This is a genomic window from Vicinamibacterales bacterium (assembly GCA_036496585.1).
Classification (GTDB): Bacteria; Acidobacteriota; Vicinamibacteria; order Vicinamibacterales; family 2-12-FULL-66-21; genus JAICSD01.
Window position 1 is genome coordinate 1 of the sequence record DASXLB010000078.1, and the last position, 21,115, is coordinate 21,115.

At 68.0% G+C, this 21,115-nt stretch carries 17 protein-coding genes and 1 tRNA gene; 4 read left to right on the plus strand and 14 right to left on the minus strand.

The window, feature by feature from the left end; all coding sequences use genetic code 11:
- Positions 1–346 precede the first annotated feature (346 nt).
- The 4 genes from VGI12_21805 to VGI12_21820 all read right to left on the minus strand — a co-directional run bounded on the left by VGI12_21805 (position 347) and on the right by VGI12_21820 (position 2,468).
- Positions 347–1,144 (minus strand): DUF1828 domain-containing protein, encoded by a 798-nt coding sequence (locus tag VGI12_21805; protein ID HEY2435320.1) that lies wholly within the window; start codon positions 1,142–1,144, stop codon positions 347–349.
- A 7-nt stretch (positions 1,145–1,151) separates the two neighbouring features.
- The gene (locus VGI12_21810; protein HEY2435321.1) at positions 1,152–1,619 is read right to left on the minus strand and encodes a hypothetical protein; all 468 of its coding nucleotides are present in this window, start codon (positions 1,617–1,619) and stop codon (positions 1,152–1,154) included.
- 206 nt (positions 1,620–1,825) lie between these two features.
- Positions 1,826–1,902: transfer RNA gene (locus VGI12_21815), tRNA-Pro, on the minus strand.
- An 86-nt stretch (positions 1,903–1,988) separates the two neighbouring features.
- Positions 1,989–2,468 carry a MerR family transcriptional regulator gene (locus tag VGI12_21820; GenBank protein ID HEY2435322.1) on the minus strand — a complete coding sequence of 160 codons (480 nt, stop codon included), beginning with the start codon at positions 2,466–2,468 and terminating at the stop codon, positions 1,989–1,991.
- A 261-nt stretch (positions 2,469–2,729) separates the two neighbouring features.
- Between VGI12_21820 and VGI12_21825 the strand changes: the two genes are divergently transcribed.
- Together VGI12_21825 and VGI12_21830 are read left to right on the plus strand one after the other, a co-directional pair.
- Positions 2,730–5,396, plus strand: coding sequence for a serine/threonine-protein kinase (locus VGI12_21825; protein HEY2435323.1), 2,667 nt, complete (start codon positions 2,730–2,732; stop codon positions 5,394–5,396).
- 132 nt (positions 5,397–5,528) lie between these two features.
- The gene (locus tag VGI12_21830; GenBank protein HEY2435324.1) at positions 5,529–8,123 is read left to right on the plus strand and encodes a serine/threonine-protein kinase; all 2,595 of its coding nucleotides are present in this window, start codon (positions 5,529–5,531) and stop codon (positions 8,121–8,123) included.
- A gap of 60 nt (positions 8,124–8,183) precedes the next feature.
- Here the strand turns inward: VGI12_21830 and der are convergent, their stop codons facing one another.
- The gene (der, locus tag VGI12_21835; protein HEY2435325.1) at positions 8,184–9,536 is read right to left on the minus strand and encodes a ribosome biogenesis GTPase Der; all 1,353 of its coding nucleotides are present in this window, start codon (positions 9,534–9,536) and stop codon (positions 8,184–8,186) included.
- Between the two features lie 59 nt (positions 9,537–9,595).
- Here der and VGI12_21840 point away from each other — a divergent pair, with 59 nt between their 5' ends.
- Positions 9,596–9,892: an HU family DNA-binding protein gene (locus VGI12_21840; GenBank protein ID HEY2435326.1), complete on the plus strand. Its 297-nt coding sequence runs from the start codon at positions 9,596–9,598 to the stop codon at positions 9,890–9,892.
- A gap of 194 nt (positions 9,893–10,086) precedes the next feature.
- Positions 10,087–10,791, plus strand: a complete 705-nt coding sequence (locus VGI12_21845) for a site-2 protease family protein (protein ID HEY2435327.1) — start codon at positions 10,087–10,089, stop codon at positions 10,789–10,791.
- A gap of 1 nt (position 10,792) precedes the next feature.
- On the opposite strand, the gene priA is transcribed toward VGI12_21845, so the two are convergent.
- Genes priA through VGI12_21890 form a run of 9 tightly spaced genes read right to left on the minus strand, consistent with a single transcriptional unit; the run spans position 10,793 to position 21,063 of the window.
- Positions 10,793–13,306 carry a primosomal protein N' gene (gene priA / locus VGI12_21850; GenBank protein HEY2435328.1) on the minus strand — a complete coding sequence of 838 codons (2,514 nt, stop codon included), beginning with the start codon at positions 13,304–13,306 and terminating at the stop codon, positions 10,793–10,795.
- 12 nt (positions 13,307–13,318) lie between these two features.
- On the minus strand, positions 13,319–14,038 hold the full coding sequence (locus VGI12_21855; GenBank protein ID HEY2435329.1) for a uracil-DNA glycosylase: 720 nt from the start codon (positions 14,036–14,038) through the stop codon (positions 13,319–13,321).
- 40 nt (positions 14,039–14,078) lie between these two features.
- Complete coding sequence (gene coaBC / locus VGI12_21860) at positions 14,079–15,287, minus strand: bifunctional phosphopantothenoylcysteine decarboxylase/phosphopantothenate--cysteine ligase CoaBC (GenBank protein HEY2435330.1); 1,209 nt, start codon at positions 15,285–15,287, stop codon at positions 14,079–14,081.
- Between the two features lie 31 nt (positions 15,288–15,318).
- Entirely contained in the window at positions 15,319–15,489 is a 171-nt protein-coding gene (locus VGI12_21865) for a DNA-directed RNA polymerase subunit omega (protein HEY2435331.1), read from the minus strand.
- Positions 15,486–16,124 (minus strand): guanylate kinase, encoded by a 639-nt coding sequence (gene gmk, locus VGI12_21870; protein HEY2435332.1) that lies wholly within the window; start codon positions 16,122–16,124, stop codon positions 15,486–15,488. Before gmk ends, VGI12_21865 begins: the two co-directional genes overlap by 4 nt.
- Positions 16,114–16,998: a YicC/YloC family endoribonuclease gene (locus VGI12_21875; GenBank protein HEY2435333.1), complete on the minus strand. Its 885-nt coding sequence runs from the start codon at positions 16,996–16,998 to the stop codon at positions 16,114–16,116. The genes gmk and VGI12_21875 overlap by 11 nt, the downstream gene beginning before the upstream one ends.
- Positions 16,995–18,779, minus strand: a complete 1,785-nt coding sequence (locus VGI12_21880) for an ABC transporter ATP-binding protein (protein ID HEY2435334.1) — start codon at positions 18,777–18,779, stop codon at positions 16,995–16,997. Before VGI12_21880 ends, VGI12_21875 begins: the two co-directional genes overlap by 4 nt.
- Positions 18,779–19,768, minus strand: coding sequence for a UDP-glucose 4-epimerase GalE (gene galE / locus VGI12_21885; GenBank protein HEY2435335.1), 990 nt, complete (start codon positions 19,766–19,768; stop codon positions 18,779–18,781). The genes VGI12_21880 and galE overlap by 1 nt, the downstream gene beginning before the upstream one ends.
- Entirely contained in the window at positions 19,765–21,063 is a 1,299-nt protein-coding gene (locus VGI12_21890) for a UDP-glucose/GDP-mannose dehydrogenase family protein (protein HEY2435336.1), read from the minus strand. Before VGI12_21890 ends, galE begins: the two co-directional genes overlap by 4 nt.
- Between the last annotated feature and the right edge of the window lie 52 nt (positions 21,064–21,115).

Consider the following 21,115-nt stretch of genomic DNA (forward strand, 5'->3'; position numbering starts at 1 on the left):
CCTTCGCATCCTGAGGAACCCGACAACCCGTCTGGAGGACACACGGCTCGCGGCGCGCCGAACACCGCGGCAGTCTTCGGCGGGCGTGCCAGCGACCTGTGCTGGCGCGAGGCGCAGCCGCCGGTGAATTCCGCGGTGCGCTCGTGCCTCGCACGACGGCGCGCCGCGGGCCGACCGTAGCATCTTGAAGATTGGAGAATCAGCGCAAATCCCAGAAGGGTTGCCCTGACGACGAAGGGGTCGACGTTGCAGAACTGCCAATGCCCCGTCCGGAGGACTCTAGACAACGCCAGGCCGCGGCTAATGGCTGGGATGTCGACAGCCCGCCGAAACCGGAGCTTCGCGCTCAGGGGTTGACCGCGGTTGCGATGTATCCAGTGATGCGCTCGCGGTTCGACGAAAAGCTCGAGAACATCTTCTCGCAGACGTCGCTGAACCTGGCAAGCACCTTTCGATTTATCCCCTCTTGATTCTCAAAAACCCCGACGGAACGATGAAAAACGTTCCACCGCTCGTACTGCAACAAGCCAATAGTCGCGTCACGGACACGGTCGTCGTTCGGTAACGCGTACACAAACAGGGGAGAGAGTCCGCGTTTGGAAATCTTGGCGTCAACCGAGTACTTTCCTTCGGCGTCATGATCTGGATCATGCCAGTTGAGTTCCACTTCGGTGCCGGGCAGCGCCTGTGCGGTAGCGACTAGAAAGTCCTTCACATCTTCCACGAACGTCGAACGCACGCGCTCTCGCGTCAGGAACGTCACGTCCGAGACTTTGAGAATGGCCTGCACGAAGCTGTAGAGGGCGTCTCCGTAGTGTTGATCTGGAATCGGCAGCCTGAGCTCGCCGTCACGATCCTCAACGGAAAACGTGGTCAGTGCGTTGTCGATGATCGTCGCACGCGTCCCCTTCTGAAAGTCCTTCTCGTCAAGGTCGTACGTGAGGTGCATGTACGTGTGCCCCTCATCGCTCAGAACCCACCTGTTGCCGTCCTGCTTGAGCACGATCGCCAGGTGGTCCCCATCGTCAAGCAGGAACGGAGTGAACACTCGGTAGCGGTTTAAGCCCTCCGGAACCAGTCGCACCGATTCGCATACGGCCCGCTTCAGATCGTGCTCGATGCTGGCGGCAGATTGGTCAGTCATGGAGTCCTCAGAACAGTGTACTGCTTGAAGCGACGACGCAGGAACAGTCGCTCACGAGACATTGAAGCGCAGTCTGAAAATCTGAGTAGCGGTCGGTGAGCTCAGCGTATCCGTCCTCAGCAGCTCCGAACGCCTGGTATCGCTCGGTCGCCATGTGAATGTGAAAGCCGTAGATCCTGTCGCCCTCTATTCGATTGGTGTGCTCGTGCGACTTGCCGTTGTATCGGCGTAGCCTAAACGATCCGCTATGTCCCGGTATGTCGACCGCGAGAATGACTGAGAAATCCAGCTGATTGAACAGCGCCATCCTGAATATGAGCCGAAACTTCGAATCGGCACTCCCGTCGATTGCAAGTTCTGACTCCTTGTGCCCCCGCTTAGGCTTGGGCACAGAACGTGTCAGAAAATTCGCGGGAAGCGGCTTAGGCTCCGCGATCAGGATGGCGATTTCCGGGTCCGTCAGGGTGACAGCCAACTGGTCAGTCTTCCTCGGCGCCGAAACTTTACACCACGGAGGGAAACCAACGCCGATCGCCGTCGCGAGGCTTGGACGAAAGCCGGAGACTGCTGGATCGGCTCGACAGAGCTCCCCGACTGGCTCTACCGCAAGCTCGCCGGCCGGACTATGTGCCCACGTAAGAACGGCCACGATCAATCGTGGCCGTATCTTGCTGATTATAATGGTCGGGATGGCGGGATTCGAACCCACGACCCCCTGACCCCCAGTCAGGTGCGCTACCAGGCTGCGCTACATCCCGAATCGTACCATCGGGTGATTGCGTGATCGGGTCAACCGTCGTAGATCACCCGATCCACCGATCGCACAATCACCCGATCCGCCGGCCTACTTCTTCTTCCCCGCCTTCTTCGCCGTTGCCGCGGGCGCGCGGGCCGCGCGCGGCTTCGGCACGGGCGCGTCGAGCGTGAACTCCGGAGACGCGATGTCGCCCGGTTTCGACGCCAGCATCATCGCCAGCTCGCGGAGCGCCGCCCGCACCGAGAGGATCCGCTCGCGCGCGTCGCTCGACAGCAGATCCTCGAGCGCACCGCCTTCATCGAATCCGCCCGCGGGCTGCTCGTCCTGAAGCCGCCGCCGCGCCCCCGCCAGCGTCAGCCCCTCGACGAATAGCAGATGCTTGATCCGCAGCACTCGCTCGACGTCGGCTCGCCGGTAAACACGCGGTCCGCCCTGCGTCTTCGCCACGCCCAGATCCGCGAACTCCGCTTCCCACGAGCGCAGCACGTACGGCTGGACCTGCGCGAGCTCGCAGACCTCAGGCTGCCTGAACAGCGACCGGTTGGGAATCTGGACGGTCTCCGGCAACGGCGTAGCGCAAGTATATCAAAGACATAGCGCGATCGCTCACGCCGGCGATCGCGAGCGGGCCACGCGAACGGCGCCCACCAGCGAAGCCGCGCGCCAGAGAGTGCGTAGCGGACAACCAAGGGGCAGAGCCTCCCCAAGGACGCGAGCGAGTACCACGAGCGAGCCACGCGAACGGAGCGCGCCGGCGAAGCGGCGCGCGAGAGAGCGTGCAGGGGAGTCCGAGGGGCAAAGCCCCTCGGTTAAATATAGAATCGCCGCGTGCAGCCGCCCGACGAAGAAACGAGGCTGGCCGACGGCCTCGCCACCGCCCGCGTGGCCACGACAACCCCTGCCAGCAGGGGCGACAAGGCAGCGTCCTCCTCTTCAGGATCGTCCGGGTTCACGACCACGGCGCCGGACATCGATCACGGCCGCTTCCCGCCAGGCAGCCTGCTCGATCAGCGCTACCGGATCGTCGGACGCCTGGGCAAGGGCGGCATGGGCGAGGTCTATCGAGCCGACGATCTGCGGCTCGGCCAGCCAGTGGCGCTCAAATTCCTGCCCGAAGACGTCGATCGCGATCCCGCGCGTCTGACCCAGCTTCACACCGAAGTGCGCATGGCGCGCCAGGTGTCGCACGCGAACGTCTGCCGTGTCTACGACGTCGGCGAATTCGAAGGCCATACCTTCCTGTCGATGGAATACGTCGACGGCGAGGATCTCGCGTCGCTGCTCCGCCGCATCGGCCGCTTCCCTCAGGACCGCGCGATCGAGCTGACGCGCCAGATCTGCGCCGGCCTCGCCGCGGCGCACGAGCGCGGCGTGGTCCACCGGGATCTCAAGCCCGCCAACATCATGCTCGACGGCGGCGGCCGCATCCGGATCACCGACTTCGGCCTCGCCGGCACGTCGGGTGAAGTGCTGCGCGCCGGCACGCCGGCTTACATGGCCCCCGAACAGCTCGCCGGCGGCGAGGTCACGCCGCGCAGCGACATCTATGCGCTGGGTCTCGTGCTCTACGAGATGTTCACGGGAAGACGCGCGCTCGAAGCCGCCAACCTGGCCGAGCTCATCGTCAAGCGCGAACAGGCGGCGATCGTCCCGCCGACCGACGTCGTGCGCGATCTCGACGAACAGATCGAGCGCGTGATCATGCGCTGCCTGCAGCCGGACCCGGCACGGCGTCCGGGCAGCGCGCTCGCCGTGTCGGCCGCACTCCCGGGCGGCGATCCGCTGGCGGCAGCGCTGGCAGCCGGCGAAACGCCGTCGCCCGACATGGTGGCAGCGGCAGACACGAGCGCCGTGCTCACGCCTGCGCTGACCTGGGCGGGCGTCGGCTGGATCGTCGCGTCGCTGGCGATCATCGTCGCCTTCTATCAGCACGTACTGATGGTCAACGTCGTCGATCCGCCGAAGCCCCCCGCGGTGCTGATCGATCGGGCCCAGGACGTCGTGCAGCGGCTCGGCTACGGCACGGCTGCTGCGTCTTCAGGAGCCGGCGTCACCCTCGATCTGGACTGGGCGCGGTTCGTCGGGAGTTCGACGACCGGAGCGGATCGCTGGCAGCGTCTTCACACCGCACGCCCGGAGAGCGTGCTGCTGTGGTACCGCACCGGCCCGCGGACCCTGGTGCCCTACGGGAGTGAGAATGGACTCCAGAGCGACAACCCGCCGCTCACCACCGCGGGCATGACGCTCGTCGTCATCGACGACATGGGACGCCTGGCCGAGTTCGTGGCGGTCCCGGATCCCAAGGTCGTTGCGGCGGCGCCGTTCACGAACTGGCAGGCGCTCTTCGAGCTCGCCGGCCTGTCGATGAGCGGCTTCACGCCGGCGGCGCCCGCGTGGGTGCCGATGGTCCACGCCGAGCAGCGCGTGGCCTGGGAAGGACACATTCCGGAAGTGCCCGACCAGACGGTGCGCATCGAAGCCGGAGCCACCGGCGGAAAGCCCGTGTTCTTCGCCGTCGCCGCGCCCTGGTCGCGCTCGACCCGCACGCCGCCGTCCGAGGCGCCGGCGCCGCCGTTCCTCCGAGTCGTCCGGGCCATCGCGTCCTTGACAATGCCGGCGTTGATGGTGGTGGGGGCGGTACTGGCGCGGCGGAACCTGAAGCTCGGGCGCGGCGATCGCCGCGGCGCCTTCCGCGCCGCCGCCGCGGTGTTCTTCCTCCAGATGGCGGCCTGGCTGCTCGGCAGCAGCCACGTCCTCTCGTTCGATCCCGAGCTGAACCGGTTCTTCTCGGCCGTCGGCCAGGGATTGTTCGGCGCGGCCGTACTGTGGCTCACGTATCTCGGGCTCGAACCATACGTGCGGCGGTTCTCCCCCGACAGCCTCGTCGGCTGGCAGCGACTGGTCGGCGGCGGCTGGCGCGACGCGCGGGTCGGACGCGACGTGCTCATCGGCGTGGCCGCGGGACTGGCGATGACCGTCGTGTTCGCCGTCCACAACAAGATCCCCCCGCTCTTCGGTCGCCCAGAGCCGATGCCGGTGTTCAGCGACCTGAGCCCGCTGATGGGCGTGCGGTTCAGCATCGCGATCGTGCTCTCCCAGATGGAGAACGCGGTCTCGTCAGGGATGCTCGCCACGGCCGGCTACGTCGTGTTCCGGATTCTGCTCAAGCGGCGGGTGCCCGCCGTCGCCGCCGCGATCCTCTGCTTCGTCTGGGTCGTCCTGCAGGGGTTGTTCAACCCGGGCTGGCCCGCCCTCGACCTGCTCTGCGGCCTGGTGATCACCGCCACCTTCGTCATCACACTCGACCGCGTCGGACTGCTCGCGACAATCGCCACCCTGGCGACCCATTTCCTGCTGCTGCGCGCGCCCTTGACGACCGACTGGTCCACCTGGCGCGCCAGCGCCGGGATGGCGAACCTTGGCGCGGTCCTGCTCCTCGGCCTCAGCGCCGCCTACCTGGCGTCGCGGCAGCACGCGCGCGTGATCCGGACATAAGCCGTGCCTGCCTGCCTTGCTTGCCACGCGGAGATCCCGGACTCGGCCGCGACGTGTCCGCGCTGCTCCACTCCGACGCCCTGGGGTGAGACGCGGCTCGAGCCCCCCATGCCGGCTGACGCGGCACGCGACATGACGAGGGCGGCGGACGACAGCCGTCGGGCGCCGAGCAGCAGCAGCGGCGGCACCACCACCTGGACGACGACCGAGATCGATCATGGCCGTTTCGCGCCCGGCACTGTGTTCGACGGTCGCTACCGGATCATCGGACGGCTGGGCAAGGGGGGCATGGGCGAGGTGTACCGCGCCGACGATCTGCGTCTCGGCCAGCCCGTCGCGCTGAAGTTCCTGCCCGAAGCCGTCGACCGCGATCCAGCCAGGCTCACGCAGCTCCACACCGAAGTGCGCATGGCGCGGCAGGTCTCGCATCCGAACGTGTGCCGCGTCTACGACATCGGCGAGTTCGAGGGGCACACGTTCCTGTCGATGGAATACGTCGACGGCGAGGATCTCTCCTCGCTGCTCCGGCGCATCGGCCGGTTCCCCGAGGACCGGGCCCTCGAGCTGGCCCGCCAGATCTGCGCCGGGCTCGCCGCGGCGCACGAGCGCGGTGTCGTCCACCGCGATCTCAAACCCGCCAACATCATGCTCGACGGCAGCGGACGGATCCGCATCACCGACTTCGGGCTCGCCGGACTGGCCGGTGAAGTGCTGCGCGCCGGCACGCCGGCCTACATGGCGCCCGAGCAGCTCGCCGGCGGCGAAGTCACGCCCCGCAGCGACGTCTACTCTCTCGGGCTCGTGCTCTACGAGATGTTCACCGGCCGCCGCGCGCTTCAGGGCAGCAACGTGGCGGAGCTGATCGCCAAACGGGAGCAGGCGGGCCTGACGCACCCGTCGCTGGTCGTCCCGACGCTCGATCCCGCGATCGATCGTGCCGTGATGCGCTGTCTGCAGCCGGATCCGGCCATGCGGCCGGCCTCGGCGCTCGCCGTTGCGGCGGCGCTGCCGGGCGGCGATCCGCTCGCCGCCGCGCTCGCGGCCGGTGAGACGCCCTCGCCCGAGATGGTCGCGGCTGCGGGAACGACCAGCGCGCTCGCGCCGCTCCAGGCGTTCGCCGGCCTCGCGTTGTCGCTCGGGCTGCTCGGCCTTTGCGCGTGGCTCGGCGATCGCACGCTCGTGACGAGTCGAGTGCCGATGCCCAAACCGCCGTTGATCCTTGCCGAACGCGCCAAGGAGATCCTCGGCGCCATCGGCTATCCGTCCGGCGTCGACTCCGCCTACGCCTTCATGCCGTCGAACGTCCTCACGTATGCGACCGATCATCCGACCGTCGTCACGCCGGCGCGCCTCGCGAGCGGCGTGCCGGCCGCCCTGCACTTCTGGTATCGCGGCAGCCCGACCGTGATGATCCCGCAGGAGCAGCGCGACCAGGTGACCGAGGACGATCCCGCCTTCGAGATCTCGGGCATGACGCACGTGGTACTCGATCCCGAAGGCCGCCTCGTGCGCCTCGCCGTCGTGCCGCCGCAACGCGACCCTGGCTGGACGCAGCAGTCCGCCAACTGGAAGCCGCTCTTCGACGCGGCCGGTCTCGACTTCGCCGGCTTCACGCCAGCCGCGCCGGAATGGACGCCGACGATCTACGCCGACGCACGCTTCGCGTGGACCGGTGCGCTGCCCGGCATCCCCGGCCAGCAGCTGCGCATCGAGGCCGGCTCGTACCGAGGCAAAGCGGTCTACTTCCACCCCGTCGCGCCGTGGACGACGACGAGCCGCATGCCGGATACGGTGGCGGCGCGCCGCCGGGTGTCGCTGTTGTCGGCGATCAGGCAGCTCGTGAACATCGGCATCCTCGTGGCGGCGGCGATGTTCGCGCGGCACAACTGGCGGAAAGGCCGCGGCGATCGGCGCGGCGCCTGGCAGCTGGCTGCGTTCGTCTCCCTGTGCGCGGTCGGCGTCTGGCTGCTCGACAACAAGCATGTCGCCGATCCCTCGGTGGAAATGTCACGTTTCTTCACCGGCCAACCGCTCTGGGCGGCGGGGCTGCTGTGGATTCTCTACCTCGCGGTCGAGCCCTACGTGCGCCGCTTCTGGCCGTTGACGCTCGTGTCGTGGTCGCGCGTCATGGCCCGGCAGTGGCGCGATCCGCTCGTCGGCCGCGACGTGCTCGTCGGCGTCGGGCTGGCGCTTGCCGTACGTGCGTTGTTTGCCGGCGGCACGTATCTCAACATCCGCCTCGGCCACCCGACGACGCCCGACGTGCCGGACCTGCAGGAGCTGCTGAGCGTCTCCATGAACGTCGCCCGCACCATCAATCAAGTGTTCAACGCCGTCCTCAACGCCATCTTCGCCGTCTTCGTGATGGTCGTCCTGAAGATCGTCGTCCGCCGCGAGTGGGCGGCCTCTCTCGTGGCCATCGGCCTGGTCATGGGGCTTCTCGTGAACGGCGCCGGCAGGGGCAGCGAGCTGGCGATCAACTTCATCACCATCCTTCTCGTCGTCACGATCATCGTGCTGACCATCCAGCGCCTCGGCCTGGTGGCGACCACCGTGGCCTTTTTCGTGCTCTACGTGATGGGCAACGCCGTCATCACGCTCGACACGTCGCGCTGGTTCTTCGGCGACTCGCTGATCCAGCTGTCGATTCCGGCGCTGCTCGCCGTCTACGGATTCTACGCGTCGCGCGGCGGCGAACCGATCTTCGGGGCGCAGCTGCTCGACTGAGTCTGCCGCCCGTTCATGACCGGGTCATGAGACTGATCGCCGGCGTGCAGGAACGACGCGTCACCGGGCGCGGCGCCGCACCTTGATGCGGATCGGCGTCCCTTCCATGCCGAACGACTCGCGCAGGCGGTTCATCAGAAACCGCTCGTACGAAAAGTGGAACGAGGTTGCCACGTTGGTGAAGAACACGAACTCCGGCGGCGCCACGCCCGTCTGCGCGGCGTAGAGGATGCGCACTTCGCGGCGGCCGGGGCTGGCTGGGGGATGCGCGGCGGTGACCGTCTGGACGAAGCGATTCAACTCGCCGGTCGGGACGCGGCGCAGCCGCGCCACCGCGACGCGATCGATCGCCTCGAGCAGCTTCGGCGTGCGCTCGCCGGTGCGCGCCGAGATGTGAAGGATCTGCGCGTAGTCGAGGAACTTCAGCTGCTGGCGCAGCTTGTCGTCGAACTCCTTCGAGTAGTCGGTCCCGCGCCCTTTCATCAGATCCCATTTGTTGGCGACAACGATCACGCCGCAGCCGGTGTTCTGGGCTTCGCCGGCAATCGTCGCGTCCTGATCGGTCGCGCCTTCCGTCGCGTCGATCACCAGGACGGCGACGTCGGCCTTCTCGATGGCGCGGCGCGCGACGATGACGCTGACCGACTCGACCTGCCCGGCGCGCGCGACGCGCCCGGGACGGCGGATTCCAGCGGTGTCGAGGATACGGAAGTTGCGCTTGTGCCACTTCAGCACCGCGTCGACCGTGTCGCGCGTCGTCCCCGGCAGCTCGCTGACGATGGAGCGCTCTTCCTTGAGGAGGCGATTCACCAGCGAGGATTTGCCAACGTTGGGCCGCCCGATGACGGCGATGCGGATCTCGGGCTCGGCGAGCGCCGGCGCGGCCTCGCGGCGTCCTTCTGGGAACCGCGCCGAGATCTCGTCGAGGAGGTCGCCCACCCCGTCACCGTGCTCCGCGGCAATCTCGACGATCGGCTCGAAGCCCAGCGCGTAGAACTCCACGGCGCGGCCGCGTGCCCTGTGGTCGTCGGTCTTGTTCACGGCCACCACGATCGGCGCCGCGACCTTGCGCAGCGCCGCCGCAATCTCCTCGTCCCCTGACACCAGCCCCTCCCGGCCGTCGACGACGAACACGACGACGTCGGCGGTGGCAATCGCCTTCCTCCCATGTTCGACGACCAGTTCGTGGAGGGGGTCGCTGGTCGCTCCGAACATCCCGCCGGTGTCGACTATCGAAAAGGGCATCCCCTGCCATTCGGCCGGCTCGGCAAACGTGTCGCGGGTCGTCCCCGCCACGGGTGTGACGATGGCGCGGCGGGTGCCGGCAATCCGGTTGAAAAGCGTCGACTTCCCCACGTTGGGGCGACCGACCAGCACGACCGTTGGTACTCCGGCGGGGCGTTTCGCGGGCATGTCAGAAATATCAGTTAGGGAAACTATTGACAGTGTAAGTGACGACAGCTATAGTAGTTATGAATCCTGAGGAGACAGTAAGCATGATCAAGGTCGACATCGTCAACGAGGTGTCGCGCGTTGCCGACATCACCAAGGTCAAGGCCGAGGTGGCTGTTGACGCTGTCTTCGAAGCGATGCGAATCTCCATGCAGCGCGGCGAGCGGATCGAGCTGCGAGGCTTCGGGGTTTTCCAGGTCAAGCCCAGAAAGCGCGGCATCGGCCGCAACCCCCGCACCGGCAAGGAAGTCCGCATCCCGCCAGGGCGCACTATCCGCTTCAAGCCCGGCAAGGACCTCCAGAATATCGGAGGCTGACCGTTTATCCGCCGTTCGCGCCGCCTCGACCCCGGTTTCAGCACCGGTGGTGGCTGCACATCCTGCTGTTCCTGCTGACCGTTGGGACGACCACCGCCCTCGGTATCGGCCATTATGCCGCGTTCGCGTCCGACTTCGGCACGCGGATCGTCGCCGGCCTCACGATCCGTACGGGACTCGCCTACAGCGCGGCGGTGCTCGGCGTCCTCGGCGCGCACGAGATGGGACACTATCTGATGTGCCGGCGCTATGACGTCGACGCGACGCTGCCCTTCTTCATTCCCTTCCCGTCGATCTCGGGCACGCTCGGCGCGGTGATCAAGATCCGCGAGGCGTTCCCGAGCCGCCGTGCGTTGTTCGACATCGCGATCGGCGGGCCGATCGGCGGCTTCGTCGTGCTGGTGCCGCTGCTCTTCTGGGGGATGCACCTCTCGAACGTCCTGCCGGTCCCTCCCGGCATGGATGGCTACTCGCTGGGCGAGCCGCTGCTGTTCAAGCTGGCGACATGGGCGACGTTTGGATCGATCCCCGACGGATCGTCGGTGAACATCCATCCGGTCGTCTTCGCTGCCTGGTTCGGCATGCTGGCGACCGCCTGGAACCTGCTGCCGTTCGGACAGCTCGACGGCGGACACCTGACCTACGCGACGCTGGGCGACGCCTCGCGCTACTTCTCGCTCGCCACCATCGGCGGCTGCATCACGATGTGCTTCGTGTCCTACAGCTGGGTGGTGATGACGGTGATGCTGATCGTGATGCTCCTCACGCTCGGCGCCCGGCACCCGCGCGTGATGGCCGAGGACGAGCCGCTCGGCGCGGGTCGCTACGCGCTGGCGCTCTTCGCGCTGGCGATGCTGGTGATCTGCTTCACACCAGTGCCGATCGATCCGCTGAAGTAGCTCAGAGGACGCTCATCGGATCGACGTCGACGATCGTCCGCCGTTTCAGTTCCGGCCGCTCGTCGAGCACCTGTACGAGTGCCTTGCGCATGGCGGTGCGGTGCCCACCCTTGATGAAGAGCTGCGCGCGATGCTCCCCTTTCAGCCGGCCGAGCGGAGCTGGGGCGGGACCGAGCACGCGCCAGGCGTCGGCGCCGCGGCTGTCGTCCCGGTCCCGGCTGCGGCGTCCGGGGGAGCCGCGCATCGCCTCGGCGATCGTGGCCGCGTCTTCCATCGCCGCCTGCCGCGTGCGGGCCTTCACCACCACGTTGATCAGCGCCACCGCCGGCGGATACCGCATCGCGCGCCGGAAGCGCATCTCGTCGGCATAGAAGGCGGCGTAGTCCTGCCGACAGGCGTGACGGATGCTGTAGTGATCCGGATGGATCGTCTGCACGATGGCCTCGCCGGCGATCTCGCCGCGGCCGGCGCGCCCGGCCACCTGGGTGAGCAGCTGGAACGTCCGTTCCGCGGCGCGGAAATCGGCGAGTCCCAACCCGACGTCGGCGCTGATCACCCCGACCAGCGTCACGCTCGGGAAATCGTGGCCCTTGGCGATCATCTGCGTGCCGATGAGCACGTCGAGCTCCCGCGCGGCGAACCGCGCGAGGAGCGTCGCGATCGCGCCGCGTCGCCGGACTGTGTCGCGGTCCACCCGTCCGACTCTCGCCTGCGGCAGCAGCGCCCGAACCTCCGCTTCGACACGCTCGGTGCCGAACCCGAGCTGCTCGAGGTACGGGCCCGCACACTTGCCGCAGACCTTGGGCAGCGGCACGGCATGGTTGCAGTAGTGGCAGCGGGCGCGGCCTGCCGCCTTGTGGACCGTCAGGGAGACCGAGCAGTTCGGGCACTCGAGCGTCTCGCCGCAGCCGCGGCAGAAGACGACGGTCGCGAATCCGCGGCGGTTCAGCAGGACGATCGCCTGCTCGCCGCGCGCCATCCGCGCCGCCATCGCGTCGCGAAGCGGCGCGCTGAGGATGACCTCAGGCCCCTCGGCGGCGTATTCGGCGCGCATATCGACGATCGCGACGTCGGCGAGCGGACGGTCGAGCACGCGCCGAGTCAGCGACACCAGCTCGTAGCGCCCCGACTCGGCGTTGCTGTAGGTTTCGAGGGAGGGCGTCGCCGATCCGAGCACGATCAGCGCGGCGGCGGCGCGCGCGCGCACCACGGCGACGTCGCGCCCGTTGTAGCGCGGCACCCCCTCCTGCTTGTACGAGGCGTCGTGCTCTTCGTCCACCACGATCAGCCCGATCGCGGCGAGCGGCGCATACACGGCGCTGCGGGTGCCGACGACCACGTCGACGTCGCCGCGGCGGATCCGCTGCCACTGGTCGTAGCGCTCCCCCTCGCTGAGCGCGCTGTGCTGGATGGCCACGCGCTCGCCGAAGGCCGCGCGGAAGATCGCCGCTGCGGCAGGCGTCAGCGCGATTTCCGGCACCATCAGCAGGACGCCGCGTCCCGAGGCCCGCACCGCGCGAGCCAGGCGCAGGTAGATCTCCGTCTTGCCGCTGCCGGTCACGCCGTGCAGCAGCGCGGCATGGAAGGTCCGCGCCGCGGCGCGCGCCGCGAGCCGGTCGAAGGCGCTCTGCTGCTCGGCCGTGAGATCCACCACGGCCGGCCGTGCCACGGCGATCGGCGATCGGTCGAACGGATCGCGATCCAGCCGCCGCCGCTCGATCGTGACGAGCCCGAGTCGGCTCAAGCGCTGGACGGATTCTGCGGGGATGTCCTGGGCCGACAGATCTGACAGCGCGAGGCCATCCGGCGCGCCGCGCAACAGATCGAGCGCCTGCTGCTGCCGCGCCCCGAGCTTTAGGTCTCTGTCGAACGATTCGGCGCCCTGCGCGGTGATCGAGGCCACACGGATGGTCCGCGACGCGTCCGCGGTCCCTCGCAAGGGCAGCGTCAGCGTGACCAGGCCGTCGGCCTGCAGGGCCGTCAGCGCGGCGCGCGCCGACGGCGCCTTCTTCACCAGCGCGCCGATCGACGCGACCCGGCCGCCGCTGAGGATGTCGAGCGCCTGGCGGCGGACGCCGCGTTCGGTCAGCAGCCGCGCTTCCCCCAGCTCGGTGATCCGCGCGTGGCGCTCGCTCTCGATCCAGGCGCGCGGAGGCATCGCGGTGCCGATCGCATCGCCGATCCCGCACGCATAGTAGTCGGCCACCCAGGTGGCCAGGTCGACGACGTCCGGGGGCAGGAAGGGCTCGCTGTCCAGCACGTCCGCGACTGGCTTCACGGCGGCGCGCTGCCCGGCCGGCAACGAAGATTCATCGAAGGTGGTCTGACCCCCGTCTGACCCCGGTTTGACCCCGGTTTGACCCCGGTCTGACCCCAGTCGGACGCCGGTGACGAGGCGGGCGCCGAGCGGGACGAGCAGGCGCGAACCAACCGGGGGGTCAGGGACGTCGTCGGGAAGGGCGTAGGTGAGCGGCCCGAGCCCGGGGACGGGAACCGCCACGCGAACCAGGCGCATCGGACGGGGATGTTACCGGTCGCCCCGGACAGGGGCGGTCACGAGCGCGCGCGCGCGCTTGAGGTCCTCCCACGCATCGCGCTTGCGATCCGGGCTGCGCAGCAGGAACGACGGGTGGAACGTGGGAATCAGCTTGGCGCCCCGGAAATCGTAGACGCGTCCGCGCAGCCGCGAAATCGACTCGTCGCTGCGCAGGAGCGTCTTTGCCGCGAACGATCCCAGCGCGACGATGACGCGCGGCCCGACCGCGTCAATCTGCTGCAGGAGGAACGGCTCGCACGTCGCGATCTCGTCCGGCTCGGGATTGCGATTGCCCGGCGGTCGGCACTTGATCACGTTGGCGATGTACACCTGGTCGCGCTCGAAGTTGATCGCCTGGATCATCTTCGTCAGCAACTGCCCTGCCCGTCCGACGAACGGGATGCCTTGGATGTCCTCGTCGGCCCCCGGCGCCTCGCCGACGAACATCAGATCAGCGTTCGGGTTGCCGACGCCGAAGACCACCTGCTTCCGTCCGAGCGTGTGCAGTTTGCAGCGGCTGCAGTCGAGCCCGAGGTCGGCCTTGACGAGCGCCAGGAGGCCCGCCGCGTCGCGGGGACGCTCTTCCAGCCGTGGCACATCACCGGCGGCGCCGGGCCGCTTGGACCAGCGGCTATCCGTACTCACGCCGCCGACGCCGAGTTCAGTAAAGAACTTCAGATGCTCGGCCAGTTGCTGACTCGTCTCACTCATTGCTCTCGGCTACCGCTCATCGAGCGCCCGCGACCCGCCATCAACGAGTCGCCGCCACCCGCGCGAGCAGCTGCTCCACGCGGTCGAGAATTTTCGCGGCGAGCGCACTCTTGGGCTGCAGCGGCTGCTCTTCGTCGCCGTCGGCGCTGATGAACGTCGCCGCGTTGGCATCGACATCGAAGCCCGCATCCGTGCGCGACACGTCATTGGCGACGATCAGGTCGACCTGTTTGGCGGCGAGCTTCTGGCGGGCCCGCGGACGCGGGTCGCCCGTTTCGGCGGCAAACCCCACCAGGACCGGCGCTCGCGCATCGCCGCGCTGACGACCGAGTTCGGCGAGGATGTCGGGCGTGCGAACGAGCGTGAGCGTCATCGGACCATCGCTCTTCGTGATCTTTGCGTCGGCCGCCCCTCGCTCGGGCGTGTAGTCGGCGACCGCCGCCGCCATCACGACCGCGTCGGCCTCGACGGCATGCCGGGTGACCGCCCGCGCCATCTCTGCGGCGCTCCGCACCCGTTCCACCTGGACACCGGCGGGCACGTCGAGTTTGGTCGGCCCGCTGACCAGCACGACGTGCGCGCCGCGTCTCGCCGCTTCGGCCGCGACGGCATATCCCATGCGGCCGCTCGATCGGTTCCCGATGTAGCGGACGGGATCGAGGTCTTCGTAGGTGGGACCCGCGCTCACGACGATGCGGCGCCCGAGGCAGGTGCCCTGGGGCCGCAGGAGACGATCGGCCTCCTCGACAATCGTCTCGGGTTCAGCGAGCCGTCCCTTGCCGATCCAGCCGCAGGCGAGAAAGCCGTCGCCGGGATCGACCACGTGCACCCCGCGCGCTACCAGCGTCTGCAGGTTTCGCTGCACCGCCGGATGCTCGAGCATGTTGGTGTTCATCGCCGGCGCGACGAGCACGGGAGCACGGGTCGCAAGATACAGCGAGGTCAGGAAGTCGTCGGCGATGCCGTTCGCCAGCTTGCCGATGAGATTGGCCGTGGCGGGAGCGATGAGCAGCAGCGCGATGTCGGTAGCGAGCGCGATGTGCTCGATGTCGGCGTTGGCGCCGCGCGCGAACTGATCGGTGATGACCGGCCGGCGGGTGATCGCCTCGAAGGTCACGTCGCCGACGAACCGCCGCGCCGAGCGCGTCATGATGGCGGCGACGTCGTGGCCGCGCTTCTGCAGGCCGCGCGCGACCTCGACGGCCTTGTAGGCGCCGATGCCGCCGCTCACGCCGAGTCCGATCAGCACCGCTTCTGGTCTCCTGAGCTACCGGCAGGCCCTATTCGGCCGTCGCCGTCTCGGCCTGCTCGAGCTTCTCGATCTTGCGCTGCGTCACTTCCTTCATCGCGGTGCGCGCGGCCTTGTGCTGCACGTCGACCTTCGGCGTGCAGCCGCGCAACAGCTGCTTCGCCCTCGCGCCCGCCACGACAACGTACTCGAACTTGTTCATACGTGTTCCTCTCCTGCAAACGAAGTGCTGATCGCGGCAATCAGCGGCGCCATCACGGCCCGCCGCGCCCGCTCGGCGAAGACGATCGCCTTCAATCGATCGACGCACGCCTCGAGCGCATCGTTGACCACGACGTAGTCGTATTCGTCGACCGCGGCGATCTCGCTCCGCGCCGTCGCCAGCCGCCGCCGGATGGCATCCTCGGAATCCCGGCTCCGCCCGCGCAGGCGCTGCTCGAGCACCTCGAACGACGGCGGCAGCACGAACACGCCGATGGTGCCTTCGCGGAGCCTCCGCACCTGGCGCGCCCCCTGGACGTCGATCACCAGCACCAGGTCGCGGCCGTTCGCCAGCTCGACCTCGGCATCGGCGGCGCACGTCCCGTAAAAGTTGCCGAATACGTCGGCCCACTCCAGGAACGCCTCGGCCGCGATCATCGTCTCGAAACGGCTGCGACTAATGAAATTATAGTCCACGCCGTCGACTTCGCCGAGACGAATCGGGCGGGACGTGTAGGACCGGGACAGGCCTAAGTCCGGAACGACTTGCGCAAGCCGCTCGACCACCGTCGTCTTGCCGGTACCCGATGGCGCCGACACCACGAACATCAGGCCGCGGCGGACGCTACTCGACATTCTGGACCTGCTCGCGCATCTTCTCGAGTTCGGCCTTCAGCCCGACCACCAGCTCGGTTACCCCCTGCCCCTCGGCTTTCGACCCCAACGTGTTGACCTCGCGGTTCATCTCCTGCAGCAGGAAGTCCAGCTTGCGGCCGCAGGGCTCCGGCCCCTCACTGAGCGCGCGCCAGTGCTCCAGGTGGGCGCGGAAGCGCACCGTCTCCTCGGTCACGTCGGACCGGTTGGCGAAACGCACCAGCTCCTGCGCGATCGCCGCCTCGTCGACCGAGGGATCGACCCGCAGCTCCTTGATGCGTTCGGCGAGCCGGGCGCGCATGCCGTCGGCGCCGGCCTGGGCCGCGGCCGCCGCGCGCGAGAAGAGATCGCCGAGCAGCACGCGACGCGCCTCGAGGTCGGACTGCAAATGCGCCCCCTCGCTCGTCCGCATGCGATCGAGGCCGTCCAGCGCGGTTGCCAGAGCCGCCTCGACCTCGGAGAAAGCCTCTTCGTCGACGGTGTCTTTCTGCTCCGTCACGGTGATCGCCTGCGGAAAGCGCAGCAGATCGCCGGGGGTGAGTCCGCCCGATATCAGGCCGCGCTCGCGGGCGCGATCGAGCGCCGACGAGAGGCCTTCGACGACGGCGTCGTTGACCTCGATCTTCACCGCCGGAGCGCTGGCGCGCGGCTGAACGGCGATCGTCACTTCCAGTCGCCCGCGCGCGATCCGCTGCTGGACGATCGCACGCAGCCGGCTCTCGATCGGCGACAGCGCCCCCGGCATGCGCATCTGCAGATCGAGAAAGCGATGATTCACTCCCCTGGCCGTGACGGTGACGCTAGCGCGCTCTCCCTCGCGGGTCAACGAGGCGAACCCGGTCATCGATTTGATCATGATGGCGGCTGCGCGCTGGCGGCCGGCGCGTCGGGCGGCGAGTTGCGGCCGAAAATCTGCAGCGCGTACAGTTTCGCATACACGCCCATCGGCCTGGCCAGCAGCTCTTCGTGCCGGCCGATCTCGGCGACCCGTCCCTTTTCGAGCGCCACGATGGCGTCGGCGCGGCGCACGGTCGACAGCCGGTGCGCGATGACGAACGCCGTGCGGTTGCGCATCAGGTTGGTCAGTGCGTCCTGGACCAACAGCTCGGATTCGGCGTCGAGCGACGAGGTCGCCTCGTCGAGGATCAGGATCGGCGCGTCCTTGAGGAGCGCCCGCGCGATGGCGAGCCGCTGCCGCTGGCCCCCCGAGAGCCGCTGCCCGCGCTCCCCGATCCGCGTGCCGTAGGCCTCGGGCAGCTGCTGGATGAACTCGTGCGCGTGCGCCGCGCGCGCCGCCTGCTCGATCGCCTCGCGCGAGGCGCCGGGCTGGCCATAGGCGATGTTGCTGGCGATGGTGTCGTCGAAGAGCACGGTCTCCTGCGTGACGATGCCAATCTGCTGGCGCAGCGAGGCGAGCGTGACGTCGCGGATGTCGACGCCATCGATGAAGATGCCGCCGCCGGTCACGTCGTAGAACCGCGGCAGCAGGTTGACGAGGGTGGTCTTGCCGGCGCCGCTCAGGCCGACGAGCGCAATCGCCTGGCCGCCACGCGCCTGGAACGACACCGATCTCAACACCGACTTGCCCGCTCCGTCGTCGTAGGCAAAGCTCACGTCGCGGAACTCGATGCCGCGCGCCAGCCTCGCAAGCGGCTGCGCGCCCGGACGTTCGACCACTTCCGAATGCGTGTCGAGCATCTCGAAGATCCGGGCTGCCGCCGCGAGCGCCTGCTGGATGGTGGCGTTGACGCGGCTCAGCCGCTTGATCGGCGTGTACATCATGAACGCCGCGAAGATGAACCCGACGAACATGCCCATGTTCATCTCGCCGCCGGCGATGCGCTGGCGGCCGTACCACAAGAGCCCGACGATCAGCACGCCGCCCAGGAACTCCATCATCGGCGGCAGGATCGAGACGGTGCTCGTGATCTTCAGGTTGGTGCGGTACAAGCGCTCGGACGCCGCCGCGAACCGGCGCGCCTCGTGCCGCTCGGCGCCGAACGCCTTCACGATGCGGTGCCCGGTGAACGCCTCGGCGGTCAGGTGTGACAGGTATTCGAGGTCCTCCTGGCTGCGCCTGGTCGAGCGCCGCACGCGCTGCCCGAGCCGGACGAGCGGGTAGACGATGAGCGGCGCGCCGACGAAAGTTACGATGGCCAGCTTCCAGTCGTAGTAGAACATCAGCGCCGCGAAGCCGATGACCGACAGCCCTTCCCGGAGAACGTCGCCGACCGTCTCGGACACCGCCTGCTGCACCTGCCCGACGTCGTTGGTGATCCGCGACATCAGCTGGCCTGTCGTCCGGCGGCTGAAGAACGCCGCCGACTGATCGAGAATGTGCGCGAAGAGGTGCTGGCGGATGTCACGGACGACCCGCTGCCCGATGTCGGTCATCAGGTAGGTCGAGAAATACGACCCGAGCCCCTTGGCCAGATAGGCGATGACGATGGCGATCGCCCAGAAGCGGAAGGGGGTGCCGCTGGCGTCCGGCAGGACCTTGCTGATGATTGGCGCGACGAGGTAGCCGACGGCGGCCTGCGACGCCGCGTAGACGAGCATCGCCCCGAGCGCCACCGCGAAGCGGCCGCGATATGGCCGCGAATAGGCCAGCAGCCGCCGCAGCGGATGCTCGCGCACTAGGCCCCGTATCCCTCGGGATGGTTCTGCCGCCAGCGGAACGCGGTGTCGACGATCACGTCGAGCGCCTCGTAGGCCGGGGCCCATCCGAGCTCGCGCCGAATCCGTTCGCTCGAGGCGTATAGCACGCCTGGATCGCCGGGCCGACGCGTCGCGGACTCCGCCGGCACGCGCCGTCCGGTGACGCGTTCGACCGAAGTGACGACCTCGCGCACGGAGATCGGCCGCCCATTGCCGAGATTGTATGCCGCGGACGGCCGGCCGGCGCGCAGCGCCTCGAGCGCCAGCAGATGCGCCGAGGCGAGATCGGTCACGTGGACGTAGTCGCGCAGGCAGGTGCCGTCGGGCGTGTCGTAATCGTCACCGTAGATCGCGAACGTGCCGCGGCCGAGCGCCGCGTCGATGGCGCGCGGGATCACGTGGAGTTCCGGATCGTGATCTTCCCCGAGCACGCCGTCGGGATCGGCGCCGGCGGCGTTGAAGTACCGGAGCACCGTCCATTTCATGCCGTAGGCGCGCTCGAAGTGTGGCAGCGCCTGTTCGACTGTCAACTTGGTCTCGCCATAGGCATTGATCGGCCGCTGCGGGTGCTGCTCCGTGATGGGCGTCTCGACCGGCTCACCGAACGTGGCGGCGGTCGACGAGAAGATCAGGTGGCGCGCGCCGGCGTCGACCATCGCGCGCAGCACCGACAGCGTGCCCACGACGTTGTTATCGTAGTACTCGAGCGGGTTCTTCACGGATTCGCCGACCGAAAGAAGCGCGGCGAAATGCATCACCGCATCGACGCGCCCGGCCCGCATGACCGACGCAAGGCGCGCCGCGTCGCGCAGATCGCCGACCTCGAGCGGCACGTCGAGCAGCGTGGCCACCTCGCCATGACCGGCGCACAGGTTGTCGTAGATGACGACGTCTTGCCCTGCCGCACGCAGCGCCTTCACGGCATGACTGCCGATATAGCCTGCCCCGCCGGCGACGAGCACGGTCATCGACGGCCCATCGAGTAGTACGTGAGCCCGAAACCGCGCAGTTGCTCCGGATCGTAGATGTTGCGGCCGTCGAAAATGGCCCCGGATTTCATCGCTTTCCTGATCTTGCCCCAGTCGGGCTCGCGGAACTCGGGCCACTCGGTCACGATCGCGAGTCCGTCGGCTCCAGTCAGCGCGTCGTAACTCTTGTCCACGAACTCGACCCGGCTCCCGAAGATGCCGCGCGCCACCTTGACCGCCTCCGGATCGTAGGCCACCACGGTGGCGCCGGCGTCGAGCAGCCCGTGGATCAGCGGCACCGCCGGGGCCTCGCGCATGTCGTCGGTCTTCGGCTTGAAAGCAAGCCCCCAGACGGCGATGCGCTTCCCTTGCAGCGAGCCGAAGTGCTGCTTCATCTTGGCGAGCAGCCGCACCTTCTGGCGTTCGTTGACGTGTTCGACCGCGTGCAGGATCTCGCAGTCATAGCTCTTCGCCGACGCGAACCTGATCAGCGCCTTGACGTCCTTCGGGAAGCAGCTGCCGCCGTAGCCCACGCCCGGAAACAGGAACGCCGGGCCGATGCGCCGGTCCGAGGCGACCGCGCGGCGCACCGCGTCGACATCGGCGCCGACGACCTCGCACACATTCGCGATCTCGTTCATGAACGAGATGCGCGTCGCCAGCATCGCATTCGCCGCGTATTTGCAGAGCTCGGCGCTGGCCGTATCCATCATCATGATGGGAGCGCCGGTGCGTGTGAAGGGCGCATACAGCTCACGCATGATCTGCGCGGCGCGCTGATCGTCGGCGCCGATCACCACCCGGTCCGGCTTCATGAAGTCCTCGATCGCGGCTCCCTGCTTCAGGAACTCCGGATTGCTCACGACACTGAACGGCTGTGAGGTTTCCTTCCTGACCGCCTCGCGGACGAGCTCGCTGGTGCCGACCGGCACCGTGCTCTTGTCGACGACGACCTTGTAGCCGTTCATCGCCTTGCCGATCTGTCGGGCGACCTCGAGCACATGACGGAGATCGGCGGAGCCGTCCTCCCCGGTCGGCGTGCCGACCGCGATGAACACGATCTGCGAGGCCCTTACGCCCTTGCCGAGATCAGTCGTGAAGGTGAGCCGCTTTTCGCTGCGGTTGCGGCGGACGAGCTCCTCGAGCCCGGGCTCGTAAATCGGGATCCGCCCACGCTGGAGCGACCGGACCTTCGCCGACTCCTTGTCGACACAAATCACGTCGTTCCCGTTTTCGGCCAGACAGGCGCCTGCCACGAGTCCCACGTACCCGGTTCCGATGACCGCAATCTTCATAAACCGGTAACGCTAACACATCTGGAAAAAGCGTGTCAATTAATTGAGGCGC